General features: G+C 54.4%; 21 protein-coding genes and 1 other RNA gene. 12 read left to right on the top strand and 10 right to left on the bottom strand.

The window, feature by feature from the left end; all coding sequences use genetic code 11:
* The first annotated feature begins 21 nt into the window (after positions 1–21).
* Positions 22–798 carry an isocitrate lyase/phosphoenolpyruvate mutase family protein gene (locus V1572_RS19970; protein ID WP_395299518.1) on the top strand — a complete coding sequence of 259 codons (777 nt, stop codon included), beginning with the start codon at positions 22–24 and terminating at the stop codon, positions 796–798.
* Positions 782–1,828 (top strand): bifunctional transcriptional activator/DNA repair enzyme AdaA, encoded by a 1,047-nt coding sequence (locus V1572_RS19965; RefSeq protein WP_045909266.1) that lies wholly within the window; start codon positions 782–784, stop codon positions 1,826–1,828. The genes V1572_RS19970 and V1572_RS19965 overlap by 17 nt, the downstream gene beginning before the upstream one ends.
* A gap of 141 nt (positions 1,829–1,969) precedes the next feature.
* Here V1572_RS19965 and ssrA read toward each other — a convergent pair.
* Positions 1,970–2,333: a transfer-messenger RNA gene (gene ssrA, locus V1572_RS19960) on the bottom strand.
* A gap of 89 nt (positions 2,334–2,422) precedes the next feature.
* A complete protein-coding gene (gene smpB, locus V1572_RS19955; RefSeq protein ID WP_024908331.1) occupies positions 2,423–2,905 on the bottom strand; it encodes an SsrA-binding protein SmpB in 483 nt (160 codons plus the stop codon).
* 156 nt (positions 2,906–3,061) lie between these two features.
* On the opposite strand from smpB, the gene V1572_RS19950 reads away from it, so the two are divergent.
* Together V1572_RS19950 and V1572_RS19945 are read left to right on the top strand one after the other, a co-directional pair.
* Complete coding sequence (locus V1572_RS19950) at positions 3,062–3,499, top strand: type II toxin-antitoxin system RatA family toxin (RefSeq protein WP_014832955.1); 438 nt, start codon at positions 3,062–3,064, stop codon at positions 3,497–3,499.
* Positions 3,489–3,776 carry an RnfH family protein gene (locus tag V1572_RS19945; RefSeq protein ID WP_008502503.1) on the top strand — a complete coding sequence of 96 codons (288 nt, stop codon included), beginning with the start codon at positions 3,489–3,491 and terminating at the stop codon, positions 3,774–3,776. Before V1572_RS19950 ends, V1572_RS19945 begins: the two co-directional genes overlap by 11 nt.
* A 104-nt stretch (positions 3,777–3,880) precedes the next feature.
* On the opposite strand, the gene bamE is transcribed toward V1572_RS19945, so the two are convergent.
* The 3 genes from bamE to nadK form a co-directional block, all read right to left on the bottom strand.
* Positions 3,881–4,219: an outer membrane protein assembly factor BamE gene (gene bamE, locus V1572_RS19940; protein WP_008502502.1), complete on the bottom strand. Its 339-nt coding sequence runs from the start codon at positions 4,217–4,219 to the stop codon at positions 3,881–3,883.
* A 138-nt stretch (positions 4,220–4,357) separates the two neighbouring features.
* A complete protein-coding gene (gene recN / locus V1572_RS19935) occupies positions 4,358–6,019 on the bottom strand; it encodes a DNA repair protein RecN (protein WP_048029282.1) in 1,662 nt (553 codons plus the stop codon).
* 85 nt (positions 6,020–6,104) lie between these two features.
* Entirely contained in the window at positions 6,105–6,983 is an 879-nt protein-coding gene (gene nadK / locus V1572_RS19930) for an NAD(+) kinase (RefSeq protein WP_008502500.1), read from the bottom strand.
* 122 nt (positions 6,984–7,105) lie between these two features.
* On the opposite strand from nadK, the gene grpE reads away from it, so the two are divergent.
* The gene (gene grpE / locus V1572_RS19925; RefSeq protein ID WP_008502499.1) at positions 7,106–7,699 is read left to right on the top strand and encodes a nucleotide exchange factor GrpE; all 594 of its coding nucleotides are present in this window, start codon (positions 7,106–7,108) and stop codon (positions 7,697–7,699) included.
* Positions 7,700–7,751: 52 nt separating this feature from the next.
* Here grpE and V1572_RS19920 read toward each other — a convergent pair whose 3' ends face one another.
* Together V1572_RS19920 and V1572_RS19915 are read right to left on the bottom strand one after the other, a co-directional pair.
* Entirely contained in the window at positions 7,752–9,038 is a 1,287-nt protein-coding gene (locus tag V1572_RS19920) for an HlyC/CorC family transporter (protein ID WP_045909263.1), read from the bottom strand.
* Between the two features lie 18 nt (positions 9,039–9,056).
* Complete coding sequence (locus tag V1572_RS19915; RefSeq protein WP_014884879.1) at positions 9,057–9,848, bottom strand: inner membrane protein YpjD; 792 nt, start codon at positions 9,846–9,848, stop codon at positions 9,057–9,059.
* Between the two features lie 166 nt (positions 9,849–10,014).
* Here V1572_RS19915 and ffh point away from each other — a divergent pair, with 166 nt between their 5' ends.
* The 7 genes from ffh to V1572_RS19880 all read left to right on the top strand — a co-directional run bounded on the left by ffh (position 10,015) and on the right by V1572_RS19880 (position 15,431).
* On the top strand, positions 10,015–11,376 hold the full coding sequence (gene ffh, locus V1572_RS19910; protein ID WP_014884878.1) for a signal recognition particle protein: 1,362 nt from the start codon (positions 10,015–10,017) through the stop codon (positions 11,374–11,376).
* A gap of 116 nt (positions 11,377–11,492) precedes the next feature.
* A complete protein-coding gene (gene rpsP / locus V1572_RS19905; protein ID WP_003863133.1) occupies positions 11,493–11,741 on the top strand; it encodes a 30S ribosomal protein S16 in 249 nt (82 codons plus the stop codon).
* Positions 11,742–11,756: 15 nt separating this feature from the next.
* Positions 11,757–12,296: a ribosome maturation factor RimM gene (gene rimM, locus V1572_RS19900; RefSeq protein ID WP_032640972.1), complete on the top strand. Its 540-nt coding sequence runs from the start codon at positions 11,757–11,759 to the stop codon at positions 12,294–12,296.
* 31 nt (positions 12,297–12,327) lie between these two features.
* Positions 12,328–13,095, top strand: a complete 768-nt coding sequence (trmD, locus tag V1572_RS19895) for a tRNA (guanosine(37)-N1)-methyltransferase TrmD (RefSeq protein ID WP_008502493.1) — start codon at positions 12,328–12,330, stop codon at positions 13,093–13,095.
* 43 nt (positions 13,096–13,138) lie between these two features.
* A complete protein-coding gene (gene rplS, locus V1572_RS19890; protein WP_002914145.1) occupies positions 13,139–13,486 on the top strand; it encodes a 50S ribosomal protein L19 in 348 nt (115 codons plus the stop codon).
* Between the two features lie 132 nt (positions 13,487–13,618).
* A complete protein-coding gene (locus tag V1572_RS19885; protein WP_251894936.1) occupies positions 13,619–14,023 on the top strand; it encodes a DUF2946 domain-containing protein in 405 nt (134 codons plus the stop codon).
* 37 nt (positions 14,024–14,060) lie between these two features.
* A complete protein-coding gene (locus tag V1572_RS19880; RefSeq protein ID WP_395299517.1) occupies positions 14,061–15,431 on the top strand; it encodes a PepSY-associated TM helix domain-containing protein in 1,371 nt (456 codons plus the stop codon).
* Between the two features lie 2 nt (positions 15,432–15,433).
* Here the strand turns inward: V1572_RS19880 and V1572_RS19875 are convergent, their stop codons facing one another.
* Genes V1572_RS19875 through V1572_RS19865 form a run of 3 tightly spaced genes read right to left on the bottom strand, consistent with a single transcriptional unit; the run spans position 15,434 to position 17,696 of the window.
* Positions 15,434–15,919: an OmpA family protein gene (locus V1572_RS19875; RefSeq protein ID WP_045909260.1), complete on the bottom strand. Its 486-nt coding sequence runs from the start codon at positions 15,917–15,919 to the stop codon at positions 15,434–15,436.
* Positions 15,920–15,931: 12 nt separating this feature from the next.
* A complete protein-coding gene (gene dgcN, locus V1572_RS19870) occupies positions 15,932–17,152 on the bottom strand; it encodes a diguanylate cyclase DgcN (RefSeq protein WP_045909259.1) in 1,221 nt (406 codons plus the stop codon).
* Complete coding sequence (locus V1572_RS19865) at positions 17,145–17,696, bottom strand: YfiR family protein (protein WP_198925595.1); 552 nt, start codon at positions 17,694–17,696, stop codon at positions 17,145–17,147. The genes dgcN and V1572_RS19865 overlap by 8 nt, the downstream gene beginning before the upstream one ends.
* Between the last annotated feature and the right edge of the window lie 47 nt (positions 17,697–17,743).

Here is a 17,743-nt window from a genome sequence, read left to right as displayed (position 1 = left end):
ATCTATCGAGAGGATATGAATATGAACTTTGCAGAGCGCCACTATCAGCATGAGCCTCTTCTTATCGCCAACGTCTGGGATGCCGCCAGTGCTGTCGCAGCGCAAAAAGCAGGCTACCAGGTTCTGGGAACGTCCAGTGCAGCTATAGCGTCCACACTGGGATATGACGACGGGCAGGGAGTGCCGTTTGATGAGTTATTTTATATGGTCACCCGGATCCGGGCTGCCAGCAGCCTGCCATTGAGCGTTGACATGGAAGCAGGGTATGGTGATTCAGCCGAAGAGATAGCAGACAATCTGCGGCGCCTTGCTCAGACAGGCGTCGCAGGCGTTAACCTCGAAGACAGCCGAGTCATAAACGGGGTTCGTCAGCTTGAGGATGCCTCTGATTTTTCCCGTAACCTGAGAACAGTATGCGATACGCTGAGAAGCGAAAATTACAGCCTGTTTCTGAACATCCGGACTGACACTTACCTGCTCGGGCATGAAGACGCGTTGCAGGAGACGATATTACGGGGTCAACGCTACAAAGCTGCAGGTGCTGACGGCCTTTTTGTTCCCTGCCTGACGTCAGAGAAAGACATCAGCCTCATTGTAGAGGCAACGGGGTTGCCTTTGAATGTCATGTGTATGCCCGATCTTCCGTCATTCGACAGGCTGAAACGGGCAGGGGTAAGCCGTATTTCAATGGGCAATTTTGTTCATTCAGCGATGCAGTCAACGCTGACTGATGTCATGCATGCGATCCGATCTCGTCAGACGTTTGAAGGACTTTTTGGTGATGAAAATAACCGATAAAAATCTGTGTGATATCTGGTATCAGGCATTACTTGAACGTGCTTCAGATTACACTGGCGTGTTTTTTGTTGGCGTCAAAACCACTGGCGTATTCTGCATTTCGGTATGCCGGGCGCGAAAGCCCAAGCGCGAAAATGTCGAATTTTATAAAGATGCCAAATCTGCCCTGGCGGACGGCTTTCGTCCCTGTAAAGTCTGCAGACCTGCGGAAAATGCGCACAGCGCGCCATTATTCGTTGAGCAGGCGCTTGCGCTTGTCAGGCGCGATATTAAATCCCGTGTAGCAGACGCGGAGCTTCGTCAGCATGGCATCAGCCCGGAGCGGGTAAGGCGCTGGTTCCTGCAACATCACGGCATCACTTTTCAGGCTTTCCAGCGAATGCAGCGGGTGAATGTTGCCTTGCAGGAGCTGAAAAGCGGACGAGCGGCGACTGACGTTGCGCTGGACAATGGCTATGAATCGCTGAGCGGCTTTGGTTATACCTACAAGCGTCTTACTGGCGCAGCGCCGACTCAGGCAACCCAGGTGATAGTCATTCACCGGTTTACCACGACGCTTGGACCGATGTTTGTCTGCGCGACAGAGCGGGGAGTCTGTCTGCTGGAGTTTACCGATCGCCGGATGTTAGAAACAGAATTCCGCGATATTCAGCGTTTATTTAACGCCAGAATCGTCACCGGCGAAAACAGCCATACCCGGCAGACAGTAAAAGAGATCGGTGAGTATTTTGCCGGAACGCGCCGACAGTTTGATCTGGCTTTAGATGCTCCGGGCAGTGATTTTCAACAATCCGTCTGGCATGCGTTGCGTGCGGTTCCCTATGGACAGACCTCACACTATCAGGCCATTTCACTACGGCTTAATAAGCCAAATGCTGTGCGCGCCGTCGCTGCCGCTAACGGTGCCAACCGGATTGCGATTGTGATCCCCTGTCACAGGATAATTGGAAAAGATGGGGCGATGACAGGTTATGGAGGGGGGATTTCACGCAAAGAATGGCTTATTGAGCATGAGAAAAACAATGTTTAATGGCGTGGAGTTGCTGTGTCGCCGGGAAATTTTACGGACTTCGCGGGACATGTTGAGGATACAAAAAAGCCCGCAGGGCTTGCGCCGTGCGGGCTTTCAGGACTTCATCAGTCGACTCTGGTGATCGCCGATGGAGAATTTTGGTGGAGCTGGCGGGAGTTGAACCCGCGTCCGAAATTTCTACATCCTCGGTACTACATGCTTAGTTTGTCTTTACATTCGCACGCCAGCTGCGGACAGACACGCCACTAACGAACTAGCCTGATTAGTTTTAACGCTTCAACCCCAGGCAGGGCTTCCACGCGATCTCTTTTGGGTTTGACCTCTCTTTGATCCCCGTCTTAAGAGCGGAAGCTAGGGAGAGAGGGCTCAGAGCAGGTTATTAAGCTGCTAAAGCGTAGTTTTCGTCGTTTGCGACTATTTTTTTGCGGCTTTTAACGAGGCAAACCGCCCCTCGGCATGCACCTTGGGTTTCGCAAATCCCGTCGAATCCAGAATCAGCCCCAATAGTGTTGAACTAAGTATACCAGATTTCACTTCCTGGATACCAGCCCGGAACGCTAACTTATTGAATAGTACAATAAGTGTGCAGAATCAACGTCCTGCGTTTTTCATGATGCGCGCTTTGTCGAGCTGCCATTCACGCTCTTTCAGGTCAGTACGTTTGTCGTGCTGTTTTTTACCCTTCGCGACGCCAATTTTCACTTTGCACCAGGCGTTTTTCCAATACAGCGACAGGGCGACCACGGTGAAACCTTCGCGGTTGATGCGTCCGTAGAGGGATTCCAGCTCACGCTTGTTCAGCAGCAATTTGCGCGTGCGCGTTGGATCACACACGTAGTGTGAAGAGGCGACGGTCAGCGGCGTAAAATTCGCGCCGAACAGGAAGGCTTCGCCATCTTTCAGGATCACGTAGCTATCGCCGATGTTGGCTTTCCCGGCGCGCAGCGATTTTACTTCCCAGCCCTGCAACGCAAGGCCAGCTTCGAATTCTTCTTCAATGAAATACTCGTGGCGAGCACGCTTGTTGAGCGCAATGGTCGCCGAGCCTGGTTTATGTGCTTTTTTCTTCGTCATAAGTGTCGTAAAGCCGTCGGTAATCTGATTTCAAAAAGTCACCTCATTGCGTCCTGTGAGGTCTAACGCGCTATCTTAGCACGAGATGAGGCTTAGCGTTTTTTTAACAGGTGATAAATGTTATTATTTGTCCGTTGTGTGACCATGGGAAATGCTATGCCTCAGATTAGCCGTACTGCGCTTGTGCCTTACAGCGCGGAACAAATGTATCAGTTAGTGAACGATGTTCAGTCTTATCCAGAATTTATTCCGGGATGCACCGGGAGCCGCGTTCTGGAGTCCGGCCCGACGCAGATGACCGCGGCGGTGGATGTCTCCAAAGCGGGGATCAGCAAGACGTTCACCACCCGTAATACGCTGACGAGCAATCAGAGTATATTGATGCATCTGGTGGATGGTCCCTTTAAGACCCTGATGGGGGGCTGGAAGTTTACGCCGCTGAGCGCTGACGCCTGCCGCATTGAGTTCCATCTGGACTTCGAGTTCACCAATAAGCTGATTGAGCTGGCGTTTGGCCGCATCTTTAAAGAGCTGGCTTCGAATATGGTTCAGGCGTTCACCACCCGCGCCAAAGAGGTTTACAGTGTCGCATAAGATTGCTGTAGAAGTGGTGTACGCGCTGCCGGAGAAGCAGTATCTGCAGCGCGTGACGCTGGAAGAGGGGGCGACCGTTGAGGCGGCCATCCGTGCTTCCGGCATACTTGAGCTTCGCAGCGATATCGACCTGGCGAAGAATAAGGTCGGGATTTACAGCCGTCCGGTGAAGCTGGGTGATGTGCTGAAAGAGGGCGACCGGGTGGAGATTTATCGTCCGCTGATTGCCGACCCGAAAGAGTTGCGTCGTCAGCGCGCGGAGAAGGCCAGTAAGTAGCGCTTTCTTCCCCTCACCCTGACCCTCTCCCCAAAGGGGCGAGGGGATCAACACAAAACAAAAAAGGTGCTCAATGAGCACCTTTTTGCATTTCTGACACCGGATTATTTGGTCAGGGCAGGCTTGTTGTCGATGTTGGTCAACACACCGGCGCTGCTGAAGGTCAGCGTCAGGGTCTGCTGGGTCGCATCTTCATGGCCCGGCTTCTGACGGAATACATAGAACCAGGTGTTAGTGCCGAACGGATCGGACATCATCGGGGTTCCCAGTGCATAAGCGACCTGCTGTTGTGTCATCCCCACGCGGATTTTGGACACATCGTTAGGGGTAAGGTAGTTCCCCTGGTTGATGTCAGGACGGTAAACCACTTTCTCCAGAGTGGAACAGCCTGCGGTCAACATCAGAAGAACCGCTGCGGCAGCGGTCAGCATTTTACAACGCATAGTGATTTGATTCCTTTTCGGGCCCGAGCAGAACGCGGCTCATATGTAATATGCCGATGATAATAGACCTTGCCCCACTTTGAAACCGGTCTGGCGGCGTTTTTGTTGTTCTGTATGACCCTGAGATCCCGAAAAAGTTTATGCCGCCAGCAGTTCTTTCGCGTTCGCGAGCGTGTTACGTGTGACTTCGCTGCCGCCGAGCAGGCGTGCCAGCTCCTGTAGACGCGCACGTTTATCCAGCGGCTTCATGTGCGTTTCGGTCATTTCACCGTCGGTTTCTTTGCTGACGATAAAGTGATGATGACCGCAGCCCGCGACCTGCGGCAGGTGGGTGACACACATCACCTGCGTGGATTCGCCGAGCTGGCGCAGCAGTTTACCCACTACCGCCGCCGTCGGGCCGCTGATGCCGACATCCACTTCATCGAAAATCAGCGCCGGGGTGTCCATTTTACGCGCGGTGATCACCTGAATCGCCAGCGCAATACGTGACAGTTCACCGCCGGAGGCCACTTTGGAGATTGCCTGCAGCGGCTGCCCCGGGTTGGTGGTGACGCGGAATTCGATGCGATCCGCACCTTCCGCCGTCAGGTGATTCTCTTCAAAGCGAACGTCAATGGTGAAGACGCCATGCGGCATCGCCAGCGTGTGCATGCTGTCGGTAATGTGCTGGCTTAACTCCTGAGCATAGTGCTGACGAATTTCATGCAGCTTTTGCGCCGTCGCCAGCGCCTGTTCATGATGCAGGCTCACCGCCAGAGAGAGGGTTTCCAGCGAGTCAGCCTGATCATCAAGCTGCTGCTGCTCGTCCAGCAGAGACTGATAGTAGCCCGGCAGCTCTTCCGGCGTAACGTGGTGCTTGCGCGCCAGCGAGATCTGACGGGAGATACGCTGTTCCAGCTCAAACAGACGGTTCGGGTCGAGATCCAGACGCTCACAATAGTGACGCAGTTCGTCACCGGCTTCAGAAATCTGAATGGCCGCCTCTTCCAGCATATCCAGCACGCCAGACAGTTTGCTGTCCATGCCGACCAGTTCGGTAAGCAGCTGACGGACGTTATACAGCTGGCTCTGCAGGTTCACGTCTTCGCCATCCGCGAGCAGGTTGAGCGCATTCTGGCTGGTTGAGAGCAGATGTCCGCTGTTCGCCAGGCGCTTGTACTCTTCGTCGATTTGCTCAAACTCACCCGCCTGCGGGTTAAATTCGTTCAGCTCTTTGAGCTGGTATTCCAGCAGCTCCGCACGGGCGGCGCGCTCCTGGCTTTGCTGTTGGTGCTGAGCAAGCTCGCGGCAGCTCTGATGCCACTGGCGATAGTGCTCCGCCATAAGCTGAGTAAGCGCGTACTCACCCGCATAGCCATCCAGCAGCGCTTTCTGCTGTTCGGGTTTAACGAGTTGCTGATGCGCGTGCTGACCGTGGATCTGGATAAGCAACTGACCGAGTTCACGAAGCTGGGAGAGCGGGACTGCCGTGCCGTTGATAAAGCCGCGTGAGCGGCCGTCGCTGCTGATCACGCGGCGAAGTAAACACTCACGTCCATCTTCAAGCTGATTCTGCTCCAGCCAGCGCTGAGCTGCAGGGGTGTCTTTCAGGGAGAAGCGGGCGCACAGGTCGGCACGGTTTGCGCCCATGCGCACCATGTCGCCCTCGGCGCGGCCGCCAAGGCACAAGCCGAGGGCATCAATGGCAATGGATTTACCCGCACCGGTTTCCCCGGTGATCGCCGTCATGCCGCTGTGGAAATCGATCTCAAGCTCACGAACAATGGCAAAGTTGCTGATGGTCAGTTGTGCCAGCATAATTGTTTTCCTGTATGAAAAACCATAACTGTGTTTTCATACAGTATAAACTGGTTTTATATACAGTAAAGTCCTGGATGCAAAATCAGAACAATTTTTTTGACCAGCCAAGCTTCGAGCTTAATGTGTTGAAATAGCTGTAATCTTTCGGGTGAATCAAATTCAGGTGGTAATCACACCGGCGAATAAGCACATCTTCACCTTCCTGGATCGGCAGCGCAATCTGGCTGTCGCAGCTGATCTCCAGGTCGTTACGGCGGTGCGAGAAGCGCAGACGGATCGTGCTGTCGCCGTTGATCACCAGCGGGCGGGCGGAGAGCGTGTGCGGGAACATCGGCACCAGGGTAATGGCATCCAATGAGGGCGTTAGAATCGGGCCGCCGGCAGACAGCGAGTAGGCGGTTGAACCGGTCGGTGTCGAGATAATCAGCCCGTCAGAACGCTGGGAGAAGGCAAAGATTTCGTCGATATAGACTTCGAATTCGATCATGTGCGCCACTTTTCCGGGGTGAAGAACTACCTCGTTAATCGCGGTGCTGATGCGCTTCTGGCAGTCCTGCTGGCACACCTGCGCTTCCAGTAAAAAGCGTTTTTCGCTGATATAGTGGCCTTCCAGCACGTCTGCCAGCTGCTGCTGCGCATTGTCCGGGTCGAGGTCGGTTAAAAAACCGAGATTGCCACGGTTGATGCCGATGACCTTGATATCATAACGCGCCAGCGTGCGGGCCGCGCCGAGCATGTTGCCGTCGCCGCCCACCACCACGGCGAGATCGGCCTGTTGGCCAATTTCCGCCAGCGTGCCGGTTTTGACGCTCTTCAGCTGCAGCTCCTGGGCAATCTGCTGCTCGACCATCACTTCATAGCCTTTGCTACACAACCAGCGATACAACATTTCATGTGTCGTTAGTGCGGTAGGGTGACGCGGATGCCCGACGATCCCAATACACCTGAAATGATTATTCATTTTCTGGAGGTCCTTGTGCCTGATGAATGATGACAATCTGTCTTGTTCCCTTGAATCCCGGAAACTGATCCCCATAATAAGCGAAGTTAGCGAGATGAATGCAGAAAAACGCGGAGAAATTCATGAGTAGTAAAGAACAGAAAACGCCTGAGGGGCAAGCCCCTGAAGAAATTATCACGGAACAGCACGATGAAGTTGAGGCTGTAGAGCCAGACGCATCTGCTGAGCAGGTGGACCCGCGCGATGAAAAAATTGCGAATCTGGAAGCCCAGCTGGTAGAAGCACAGAATCGCGAACGCGACAGTGTTCTGCGCATCAAGGCGGAGATGGAAAACCTGCGTCGCCGTACCGAGCAGGACGTTGAGAAGGCGCATAAATTTGCGCTGGAGAAATTCGTCAACGAACTGCTGCCGGTGATCGATAGCCTCGATCGTGCGCTGGAAGTGGCTGACAAAGCGAATCCGGACAACGCCGCAATGATCGAAGGTATCGAACTGACGCTGAAATCCATGCTCGACGTGGTGCGTAAGTTTGGCGTGGAAGTGATTGCCGATACCGACGTTCCGCTGGATCCAAACGTTCACCAGGCGATTGCGATGGTTGAATCTGAAGAGATTGAAGCCGGTAAAGTGCTGGGCGTAATGCAGAAAGGTTACACCCTGAACGGCCGTACCATTCGCGCGGCGATGGTGACCGTGGCGAAAGCGAAAGCGTAATTCGCTATCCGTAGTGCCGGGTAGCGGCGTTCGCCTTACCCGGCCTACAACCTTACTCCGCGATACTTTCGCGCAGGGGTTTAACGGGCAGGACTTTCACCTGCTTGATCATATTGTCCTGCACGTCCAGGATATCAATATCGTACTGCTCAATGCGCACCCGCGTGCCCGCGGCCGGGATCTCTTCCAGCGCTTCCAGAATCATCCCGTTAATGGTGCGAGCCTCATCTTCCGGCAAATGCCAGTTAAAGGCTTTGTTGAGTTCACGAATGTTTGCGCTTCCGTCAATCAGCACCGAGCCATCGTTTTGCGGGGTGACCTCTTCCGCAAGGGAAGGCGACATTGAGGTGGTAAAGTCCCCGACAATCTCTTCCAGAATATCTTCGACCGTCACCAGCCCCTGGATATCGCCGTACTCGTTGACCACCAGGCCGACCTTCTTCTTGTTGCGCTGGAATTTCACCAACTGCGTGCTGAGCGGCGTTCCTTCCGGCACGTAGTAAATTTCGTCGGCGGCGCGCAGCATCACCTCTTTGGTGAACTCTTTTTTCTCGGTCATCAGACGGTAGGCTTCGCGCACGCGCAGCATGCTGATGGCGTCATCCAGCGAGTCGCGGTACAGCACAATGCGCCCGTGCGGGGAGTGCGTCAGCTGTCGGACGATGGCTTTCCAGTCGTCATTGATGTCGATACCGACGATTTCGTTACGCGGCACCATGATGTCGTTCACGCTCACCTTTTCCAGATCCAGCACCGACAGGAGCATGTCCTGATTGCGCCGGGAGATCTGCGAGCGGGATTCATTCACGATAGTGCGCAATTCCTCTTTGCTGAGTGCGCTGCTGATGGTGACGTCGGCTTTGATTCCCACCATCCGCATCAGGACGCGCGTCACCATGTTCAGCAGCCAGACCAGCGGCATCATCAGGATCTGCAGCGGTGCCAGCAGGAAGCTGCTCGGGTAGGCGACCTTCTCCGGGTAAAGTGCGGCGATGGTTTTCGGCAGCACTTCGGCAAACACCAGCACCACGAACGTCAGCACGCCGGTGGCAATCGCCACCCCGGCGTTACCGTACAGGCGCATCCCGACGATGGTGCCGAGGGCGGAGGCCAGAATGTTGACGAGGTTGTTGCCGATAAGCACCAGGCTAATCAGGCGATCCGGCTTGCGGAGCAGTTTTTCAACGCGACGGGCGGCACGGTTACCCTGTTTGGCACGATGACGTAACCGGTAGCGGTTTAAGGTCATCATGCCGGTTTCCGAGCCGGAGAAATAGGCGGAGATGACCACCATGACGATCAGCGTAACGATCAGCGTGGTGGTAGAGATGTGTTCCAGGGGGAACTCCTTTGTTTCTTAGCCAGCAAATTGCTGTATGAAGCGGCTGCCAAAATAGGCAAGGGTGAGAATGCCCGCACCCGCGACGTTGAACCAGACCACGCGACGACCGCGCCAGCCTTCATGATAATGGCCCCATAACAGGACAATATAGACAAACCACGCGATGATGGAGAGCACTGCTTTATCGATATTCTCCACGCTGAACAGGTTCTTCATGTAAAACAGGCCCGTGCAGAGCGTGAGCGTCAGTAGCACCACCCCCACCTGGGTGATATGGAACATCTTACGCTCAATGACCATCAGCGGCGGCATTTCATGGTTAAAGGCCAGCTTTTTGTTTTTCAGCTGGTAGTCAATCCAGGCGAGCTGCATGGCGTAAAGCGCGGCGATAATCAGCGTCGCGTAGGCAAAGAGCGACAGGCCGATATGCACCAGCATCCCCGGCGTCGCCTCCAGATGCGTAATGAACTCATTAGGCATAAAGGTGGCGAGGGCCAGATTGATCAGCGCGAAGGTGTAGACAATCGGCAGCAGCAGCCAGCCGCGATTTTTAGACGCGACGATGGTCATTACCGTACAGATCATCAGGCTGACCAGCGAGCCGACGTTGAGGACGCTCAGGTTTTGCACGCTGCCGTCGCCGGGGATGATGCGTGATTCCAGCGCAAAGGCGTGGCTAATCAGTGCGATGACCGCAGAAAGAATAGCCATGCGCCGCCAGCCGCTGTTTTTTTGCAGCAGTCCGGGAACGATCAGCGCGAGGCTGACAGAGTAGGCAACAAGGGCGATCAGTGCGAAAACAGGCATATAGGCATCGACAGTTGTCTTAATAAGAAAGAGAAGCAGTATAACGTTACGTGACGCCTGCTCCAACCGTTGCATAACAACAAAGGCGCCTTCATGTTATACTCCGGCAAAATTCTGTGTATGTGTCGCTCATGGCGGCCCAACGTTTCTACTCAGGCGAGAGACAATGTTTGATAATTTAACCGATCGTTTGTCGCGCACGCTGCGCAACATCAGCGGCCGCGGACGCCTTACTGAAGAGAACATCAAGGAAACGCTGCGCGAAGTGCGCATGGCGCTGCTGGAAGCAGACGTCGCGTTGCCGGTTGTTCGTGATTTTATCAACCGCGTAAAAGAGAAGGCGGTTGGTCATGAAGTTAACAAGAGCCTGACCCCGGGTCAGGAGTTCGTCAAAATCGTTCGTAATGAACTGGTTTCGGCGATGGGCGAAGAGAACCAGGTGCTTAACCTGGCCGCTCAGCCACCGGCCGTGGTGCTGATGGCGGGCCTGCAGGGTGCGGGTAAAACCACCAGCGTCGGTAAGCTGGGTAAATTCCTGCGCGAAAAGCACAAAAAGAAAGTGCTGGTGGTCTCTGCTGACGTCTATCGCCCGGCGGCGATCAAGCAGCTGGAAACCCTGGCAGAGCAGGTTGGCGTGGATTTCTTCCCGTCCGACGTGGCGCAGAAGCCTGTCGACATCGTTAACGCCGCGCTGAAAGAGGCGAAGCTGAAATTCTACGACGTGCTGCTGGTGGATACCGCCGGTCGTCTGCACGTTGACGAAGCGATGATGGACGAGATCAAGCAGGTGCATGCCTCTATCAACCCGGTAGAGACCCTGTTTGTTGTCGACGCCATGACCGGTCAGGATGCGGCGAATACCGCGAAAGCGTTTAACGAAGCGCTGCCGTTAACCGGCGTGGTGCTGACCAAGGTGGACGGTGACGCCCGCGGCGGTGCGGCCCTCTCCATTCGTCACATCACCGGTAAGCCGATCAAATTCCTCGGCGTGGGCGAGAAAACCGAAGCGCTGGAGCCGTTCCACCCGGATCGTATTGCCTCTCGTATTCTCGGCATGGGCGACGTGCTGTCGCTGATCGAGGATATCGAGAGCAAGGTTGACCGCGCGCAGGCCGAGAAGCTGGCCAGCAAGCTGAAAAAAGGCGACGGTTTCGATCTCACCGACTTCCTTGAGCAGCTGCGTCAGATGAAAAACATGGGCGGCATGGCCAGCCTGATGGGCAAACTGCCGGGCATGGGCCAGATCCCTGACAACGTGAAAGCGCAGATGGATGACAAGGTGCTGGTGCGTATGGAGGCGATCATCAACTCGATGACGCTGAAAGAACGCGCTAACCCGGACATCATCAAAGGTTCCCGTAAACGCCGTATTGCAGCCGGTTGCGGCATGCAGGTGCAGGACGTTAACCGCCTTCTGAAACAGTTCGACGACATGCAGCGCATGATGAAGAAAATGAAGAAAGGCGGCATGGCGAAGATGATGCGCGGCATGAAAGGGATGATGCCTCCCGGTTTTCCAGGGCGTTAATCGCTTTTGAGATTGCTTTTTGCCCGAAAATGAGTAAAATTTTCGGGCTTTTAATATGACACCCGGGCTCCGTTCCTCGATGGGGCCCGGTTGTTTTATTCACACAAGAGGATGTTATGGTAACTATTCGTTTAGCACGTCACGGCGCTAAAAAGCGTCCGTTCTACCAGGTTGTTGTGACTGACAGCCGTAATGCACGCAACGGTCGCTTCATTGAGCGCGTTGGTTTCTTCAACCCACTGGCCGCTGGCGCAGAAGAAGAAACTCGTCTGGATCTGGATCGTATCGCTCACTGGGTTGGCCAGGGCGCTACTGTTTCCGATCGCGTTGCTACGCTGATCAAAGCAGCAAACAAAGCAGCTTAATCTGTCACGGTGGTCATGATGAGCAATAAAGCACCTGTTGAACCGATCGTATTGGGAAAAATGGGTTCTTGCTACGGTATCCGTGGTTGGCTCAGAGTGTTTTCCTCCACTGAAGACGCTGATAGCATTTTTGATTACCAGCCCTGGTTTATCCAGAAAGGCGGTAAGTGGGAAGAGGTCGAGCTGGAAAGCTGGCGTCACCACAATCAGGACATCATCATCAAGCTGAAAGGCATTGACGATCGTGATGCCGCGAATGCGCTGACTAATTGTGAAATTGTCGTGGATTCGTCGCAGTTGCCACAGCTGGAAGAGGGCGACTACTACTGGAAAGACCTTATGGGTTGCCAGGTAGTCACTACCGAAGGCTACAGCCTGGGGAAAGTCATCGATATGATGGAAACCGGGTCGAATGACGTTCTCGTCATTAAGGCAAACCTGAAAGATGCATTTGGCATCAAGGAGCGGTTGGTCCCGTTCCTCGATGGACAGGTTATCAAGAAAGTCGATCTCACTACTCAAACCATTGAAGTAGATTGGGATCCTGGTTTTTAAATTCTCCGGATAAACGGTAAAAGACGGCGCTATGTGGATTGGCATAATTAGCCTGTTTCCTGAAATGTTCCGCGCGATTACCGATTACGGGGTAACTGGCCGGGCAGTAAAGAATGGCCTGCTGAGCATCCAGAGCTGGAGTCCTCGTGACTTTACTCATGACCGGCACCGTACCGTGGACGATCGTCCTTACGGCGGCGGACCGGGGATGCTAATGATGGTGCAACCCTTACGGGACGCCATTCACACAGCAAAAGCCGCGGCAGGTGAAGGCGCAAAGGTGATTTATCTGTCACCTCAGGGACGCAAGCTTGATCAAGCGGGCGTGAGCGAACTGGCGACGAATCAAAAGCTGATTCTGGTCTGTGGGCGCTACGAAGGGATAGATGAGCGCGTAATTCAAACCGAGATTGACGAAGAATGGTCTATCGGCGATTACGTTCTCAGCGGTGGTGAGTTACCGGCAATGACGCTGATTGACTCCGTCGCCCGGTTTATTCCGGGTGTTCTGGGCCATGAAGCTTCGGCAACGGAAGATTCCTTTGCCGATGGATTGCTGGACTGCCCACACTATACTCGTCCTGAAGTGTTAGAAGGGATGGAGGTCCCGGCAGTGTTACTGTCTGGAAACCATGCCGAGATACGTCGCTGGCGTTTGAAGCAGTCGCTGGGCCGAACCTGGCTTAGAAGACCTGAACTTCTGGAAAACCTGGCTCTGACTGAAGAGCAAGCAAAGTTGCTGGCCGAGTTCAAAACTGAACACGCGCAACAGCAGCATGAACATGATGGGAATGCGTAATACGCTCCCGAATATCAGTTTACCCAGGATAAGAGATTAAATTATGAGCAACATTATTAAGCAACTTGAACAAGAGCAGATGAAGCAGGACGTACCTTCCTTCCGTCCAGGTGACACCGTGGAAGTGAAAGTATGGGTTGTTGAAGGTTCCAAAAAACGTCTGCAGGCATTCGAGGGCGTGGTTATCGCTATTCGTAACCGCGGTCTGCACTCTGCATTCACTGTTCGTAAAATTTCCAACGGCGAAGGCGTTGAGCGTGTCTTCCAGACTCACTCTCCGGTAGTTGACAGCATTGCTGTTAAACGTCGTGGTGCTGTACGTAAAGCTAAACTGTACTACCTGCGTGAGCGTACTGGTAAGTCTGCTCGTATTAAAGAGCGTCTGAACTAAGATTCGCTTAAGCGACATCCTGTTAGAAAGGGCTGGCCGAAAGGCTGGCCCTTTTTTTATCCCATCGCACCTCTCGCGTTAACCCTTTCGTCATAAATCATTTACAATGCTTGCCTCTTGAATGGAGGGGACGTGGATAACGTACTGCATCAGCCTGACCGGAAACGCGCAGCGGCTTTGACCGCGCTGTTCGCGATCCTGCTGATCGTGGTAGCACCCCTTATCTCCGTCTCGTTGCAGAAAGATCCCATGAGCGCTATGCCGGGCATGCATCATGACATGAGCATGATGTCGATGGACGAGCATCACGGCGATATGCCGCACACGATGCCTGTCGACCATGCGGAAGCGTGCGGCTACTGCGTGCTGTTAGCGCATGTCCCTGGCGTGATGCTGGCGCTCATCGTCCTGCTCAGCGTGGTGCTGCAGAGGCTGAGCATTAAGCCGCCGCGTCAGGCGGTCAACCACTGGCACTTCTTCCCCTGGCTTTACCCTGATACCCGCGCGCCGCCGCGGCAGTCTGCTTTTTCCCAATAAAAAAATATCGATAACTTTTTGCATTAAAAGGAAAAGTATGACTACCTGCACCTCGCGCGCGGCATGGGGAAACCTGCTGCGTCGCCTTCATTTCTACGTTGGGCTGTTTGTCGGCCCGTTTATCTTCTTTGCCGCGCTGACCGGGACGCTGTATGTGGCGACCCCACAGCTGGAAAACGCACTCTACCGGCACGCGCTCCACGCGGATTCCGTGGGCGAGCCGCAGCCTCTGGCGGAACAAATCGCCGTGGCGGAAAAAACCGTTGGATCAGATTTACGTTTGCACGCCGTTCGTCCGGGGCTGGCGGAAGGGGAAACCACCCGCGTGATGTTCACTGACCCGAAACTTGGGCCATCGGAGAACCGGGCTATCTTTATCGATCCGGTGAGCCTGGCGGTGCTGGGAGATCTGACGGTATACGGCACCAGCGGGATTTTACCCCTGCGTCAGACTATTGATTACCTGCATACGTCCCTGATGCTGGGCGACATTGGGCGCCTCTACAGCGAGCTTGCGGCCTCGTGGATGTGGGTTGCCGCGCTGGGCGGTATTGCCCTGTGGTTTTATACCCGACCCAAACGACGGATCAACAATCGCTTCCAGAACCGGCGTCGGGTGCACGTGACGCTGGGCTGGGTTCTGCTGGGTGGAATGCTGCTGTTCTCCGCAACCGGCCTGACCTGGTCCCAGTGGGCTGGCGGGAACGTGGATAAGCTGCGTGCAGAGATGAACTGGCTCACCCCGCAGGTGAACACGACGCTATCCGGCCAACATGAGGTTATGGATGAACATGCCGAACACCGTGGTCATCACGGTGGGATGATGATGCCGGAAATGGCGATGGATTTGACGCTGTTTGACGGGGTGTTAAGCGCGGCGCGTCACGCGGGAATTGATGCCAGCAAGCTGGAGATCCGCCCGGCGAAAACGAGGGATCGTGCCTGGACCGTGACGGAAATCGATCGCAGCTGGCCGACCCAGGTGGACGCCGTGGCGGTTGATCCCCATACGATGCAGATCCTGGACAGAACCCGATTCGAGGATTTTCCGTTAATGGCCAAACTGACCCGCTGGGGCGTGGATTTCCATATGGGGATCTTATTCGGCCTGGCAAATCAGCTGCTGCTCGTGGCGTTCGGCCTCGCCCTGTGCGTGCTCATTATCTGGGGATACCGGATGTGGTGGATATGTCGTCCTGCGCAATCGGCAGTGAGTCCGGTACAGACGCTTTGTCAGAGCTGGCTGGCGCTGTCAGGATGGGGAAGAGGCGTTACGGCAATGGTTAGCCTGCTACTGGGGCTGTGCTTGCCCGTTATGGGCGTGAGTCTGGCGCTGTTTGTTCTGGTGGACTGGCTGCGCTGGCGAGCGGCAACCAGGCTGACGCTCGCCGAATCATCCGCTAAATAACCCTATGGCGTGCTGATCACCACTGCGACGCGGCGGTTTTCAGCGCGCCCTTGCGGGGTACTGTTGCTCGCAACAGGGTATTTTTGACCTAATCCCCGCGTGGTGAGATTGCTGCGCGGGATATTTGCCCCCTTCGCCCAGGCATCGGCCACGGCGTTGGCGCGTTTTAACGACAGCGCTTCGTTGTAGCTTTCTTCCCCGTAGTTATCCGTGTGACCGTCCATTCGCGCGTGGTTCAGGCCGGTTTCGGCCAGGCGAGAGGCCATGGACTGGATCTGCGTTTCACTTTCCGGGCGCAGTCGGGCGTCATTTTTATCAAACAGGATGGTGTCCGACATGCCAAGCGACCAGTCACCGTTCAGTTCGTTAAAACCGTAAGACTTCATCGCCGCAATTTGCTCAGGAGTGAATTTGCCTTCCGGCGGCGACTGACAGCCTGCCAGAACCAGTGAGGCCAGTACTAACGGCGCGAAGTAACGTTTTAACATAGTGTATCCTTTCTAACTTATTGTTTTCGTACGCTGGTTTTTAACCTGGTACATATTGCGGTCAGCCCTCTCCAGTAATGCTTCCACGGAAGCATTTTCCCACGCCAGAGCAAAGCCAATGCTGAGTGACATCGATGCTTTTTGTCCGTTATGAAGATCAAACGGACGGATAAACTGCTGCGAAAGCGCAGCACAAATGTGTTGAACCTCAAGCTCAGAGTGAACGCCGTACAGCACCATGGCAAATTCGTCTCCGCCAAGACGGTAAGACTGATGACGTTTGTCGCCAAACTCCATCATCCTGCTGGCGACTTCGATGAGCACACAGTCTCCTGCCGCGTGTCCCCAGGTGTCGTTAATAAACTTAAAATTATCACCGTCGAGGAAGAGCAGAGCCGAGTTTGTTCTGGCTGAAGGGTCGTTCATTAATGCCGCAATGCTGTTACGAAACGCCGCGCGGTTGGCAAGACCGGTAAGCGGGTCGTGCATGGCGGTCCGCAACAGCTGAGCGTTCTTCGCCTGAAGCTTCAGTTGCCACTCTTCCATTTCATCCAGAAGACTGTTGAAGTCCTCGCCAAACTGGTGAAATTCTTCGATACGGCCGTCTTTCACCCGGCGGGAGAAGTTGCGGTTCGTGCGTACGTCATGCACGACGTCGGTAATGTTCTGCAGGGCCGTGACCATTCCACGATGCAAAGACTGGGTTATGATGAGCGCGACGACGGCGGCAAAGAGAATGCAGCCGGTCAGTACGGCAAACGACGTCCAGATGAAATGGCTGATCAAACTGTCGCGTGCGGTAAGGCGGATTTCGCCGATCGTTAAGCCGTTATGCATGATGGGCTGCGCAACCGGTACGGGGAAAAGCCAGCGACTGACCAGCGCGCCCAGCGTGTCGTTGTTATCCTCCGGGTTCCAGGACCAGTAGGCGAACCGCTTTTTATGCGCGTTAATCACCTCCGCCGCGGCAAACTGCCCCTGTTTGCCCAGGGCGGCAAGCGTTTCGTTGGCCGCCAGCGAGTCGTTGAAAACCAGCGAGGCTTCCAGGCTGTGGCTCATTGTGGCGCCGGTTAATTCGAGATTCTTTTGCGCGTATTGTTTTAACGTCACGACGGAAGCAAAACAGAGCAACAGCCATATTAACGTCATGGTAATAATGACGCTTATCATGCTGTTTCGCCTCAACGTTCTTTTAAACGTCGGACGTGGCGTTGATGTGAAATCTTTATCCATGCTGCTTATTCCGTGCCAGCATTAATACATCCGGATTGACTCTTACGCCACTGCGCGTCAATGCATCCAGGTTGACGGAAAACCGTACCTGGCCGCGATCGATCATCAGGCAAAAAGCACTGCCAATTACACATTCCGGATTTTGCTCTGAGATTAATAGCAATGCTCTGCCCTGATATTGACTTATTAATTCAAGTTGTTTTGCCGGTGATTCAGACCCGAAATATATCGCATCGCACGTCGCGGCCAGGGCTTCCCGATCGTTACGTACAATAACGGGAGTATAGGGTAACTCGTTGTGCCCTTCGTCGCCGCTGAGCGCGTGTGTATAGTGAGAAGTGGCATAGACGCAAAGTCTGGGCTGCCCGGATAGTGACGGCCATCGCGTATAGCTCACAATGCCTGAGACAATCGAACGTACCGATTTATCCGTTTCCGTAAGCGTGCCTGCCGTCGCTGGGCCCACCATAAGGAACAGCATTAACACCAGAGTGAGTCGGAAAAAAGAGATCAAGAATAAATTTCTCACCAGAATCCGCCACATCGCTCCGGAAATAGATGTCCTTAAGAGTTTCGGGCAGAATACCATTG

It is taken from the genome of Enterobacter quasiroggenkampii (assembly GCF_043972695.1).
Classification (GTDB): Bacteria; Pseudomonadota; Gammaproteobacteria; order Enterobacterales; family Enterobacteriaceae; genus Enterobacter; species Enterobacter quasiroggenkampii.
The sequence above is the reverse complement of the archived record's forward strand: the minus strand, read 5'-3'. Positions and strand labels throughout refer to the sequence as shown.

Coding starts and splice junctions, on each gene's coding strand:
- V1572_RS19865 (WP_198925595.1), bottom strand. CDS start 17,696: ATGTGGCGGATTCTGGTGAGAAATTTATTCTTGATCTCTTTTTTCCGA.
- V1572_RS19875 (WP_045909260.1), bottom strand. CDS start 15,919: ATGTTAAAACGTTACTTCGCGCCGTTAGTACTGGCCTCACTGGTTCTG.
- V1572_RS19915 (WP_014884879.1), bottom strand. CDS start 9,848: ATGCCTGTTTTCGCACTGATCGCCCTTGTTGCCTACTCTGTCAGCCTC.
- rplS (WP_002914145.1), top strand. CDS start 13,139: ATGAGCAACATTATTAAGCAACTTGAACAAGAGCAGATGAAGCAGGAC.
- bamE (WP_008502502.1), bottom strand. CDS start 4,219: ATGCGTTGTAAAATGCTGACCGCTGCCGCAGCGGTTCTTCTGATGTTG.
- rpsP (WP_003863133.1), top strand. CDS start 11,493: ATGGTAACTATTCGTTTAGCACGTCACGGCGCTAAAAAGCGTCCGTTC.
- smpB (WP_024908331.1), bottom strand. CDS start 2,905: ATGACGAAGAAAAAAGCACATAAACCAGGCTCGGCGACCATTGCGCTC.
- trmD (WP_008502493.1), top strand. CDS start 12,328: ATGTGGATTGGCATAATTAGCCTGTTTCCTGAAATGTTCCGCGCGATT.
- dgcN (WP_045909259.1), bottom strand. CDS start 17,152: ATGGATAAAGATTTCACATCAACGCCACGTCCGACGTTTAAAAGAACG.
- recN (WP_048029282.1), bottom strand. CDS start 6,019: ATGCTGGCACAACTGACCATCAGCAACTTTGCCATTGTTCGTGAGCTT.
- grpE (WP_008502499.1), top strand. CDS start 7,106: ATGAGTAGTAAAGAACAGAAAACGCCTGAGGGGCAAGCCCCTGAAGAA.
- nadK (WP_008502500.1), bottom strand. CDS start 6,983: ATGAATAATCATTTCAGGTGTATTGGGATCGTCGGGCATCCGCGTCAC.
- V1572_RS19965 (WP_045909266.1), top strand. CDS start 782: ATGAAAATAACCGATAAAAATCTGTGTGATATCTGGTATCAGGCATTA.
- ffh (WP_014884878.1), top strand. CDS start 10,015: ATGTTTGATAATTTAACCGATCGTTTGTCGCGCACGCTGCGCAACATC.
- V1572_RS19970 (WP_395299518.1), top strand. CDS start 22: ATGAACTTTGCAGAGCGCCACTATCAGCATGAGCCTCTTCTTATCGCC.
- V1572_RS19880 (WP_395299517.1), top strand. CDS start 14,061: ATGACTACCTGCACCTCGCGCGCGGCATGGGGAAACCTGCTGCGTCGC.
- V1572_RS19950 (WP_014832955.1), top strand. CDS start 3,062: ATGCCTCAGATTAGCCGTACTGCGCTTGTGCCTTACAGCGCGGAACAA.
- rimM (WP_032640972.1), top strand. CDS start 11,757: ATGATGAGCAATAAAGCACCTGTTGAACCGATCGTATTGGGAAAAATG.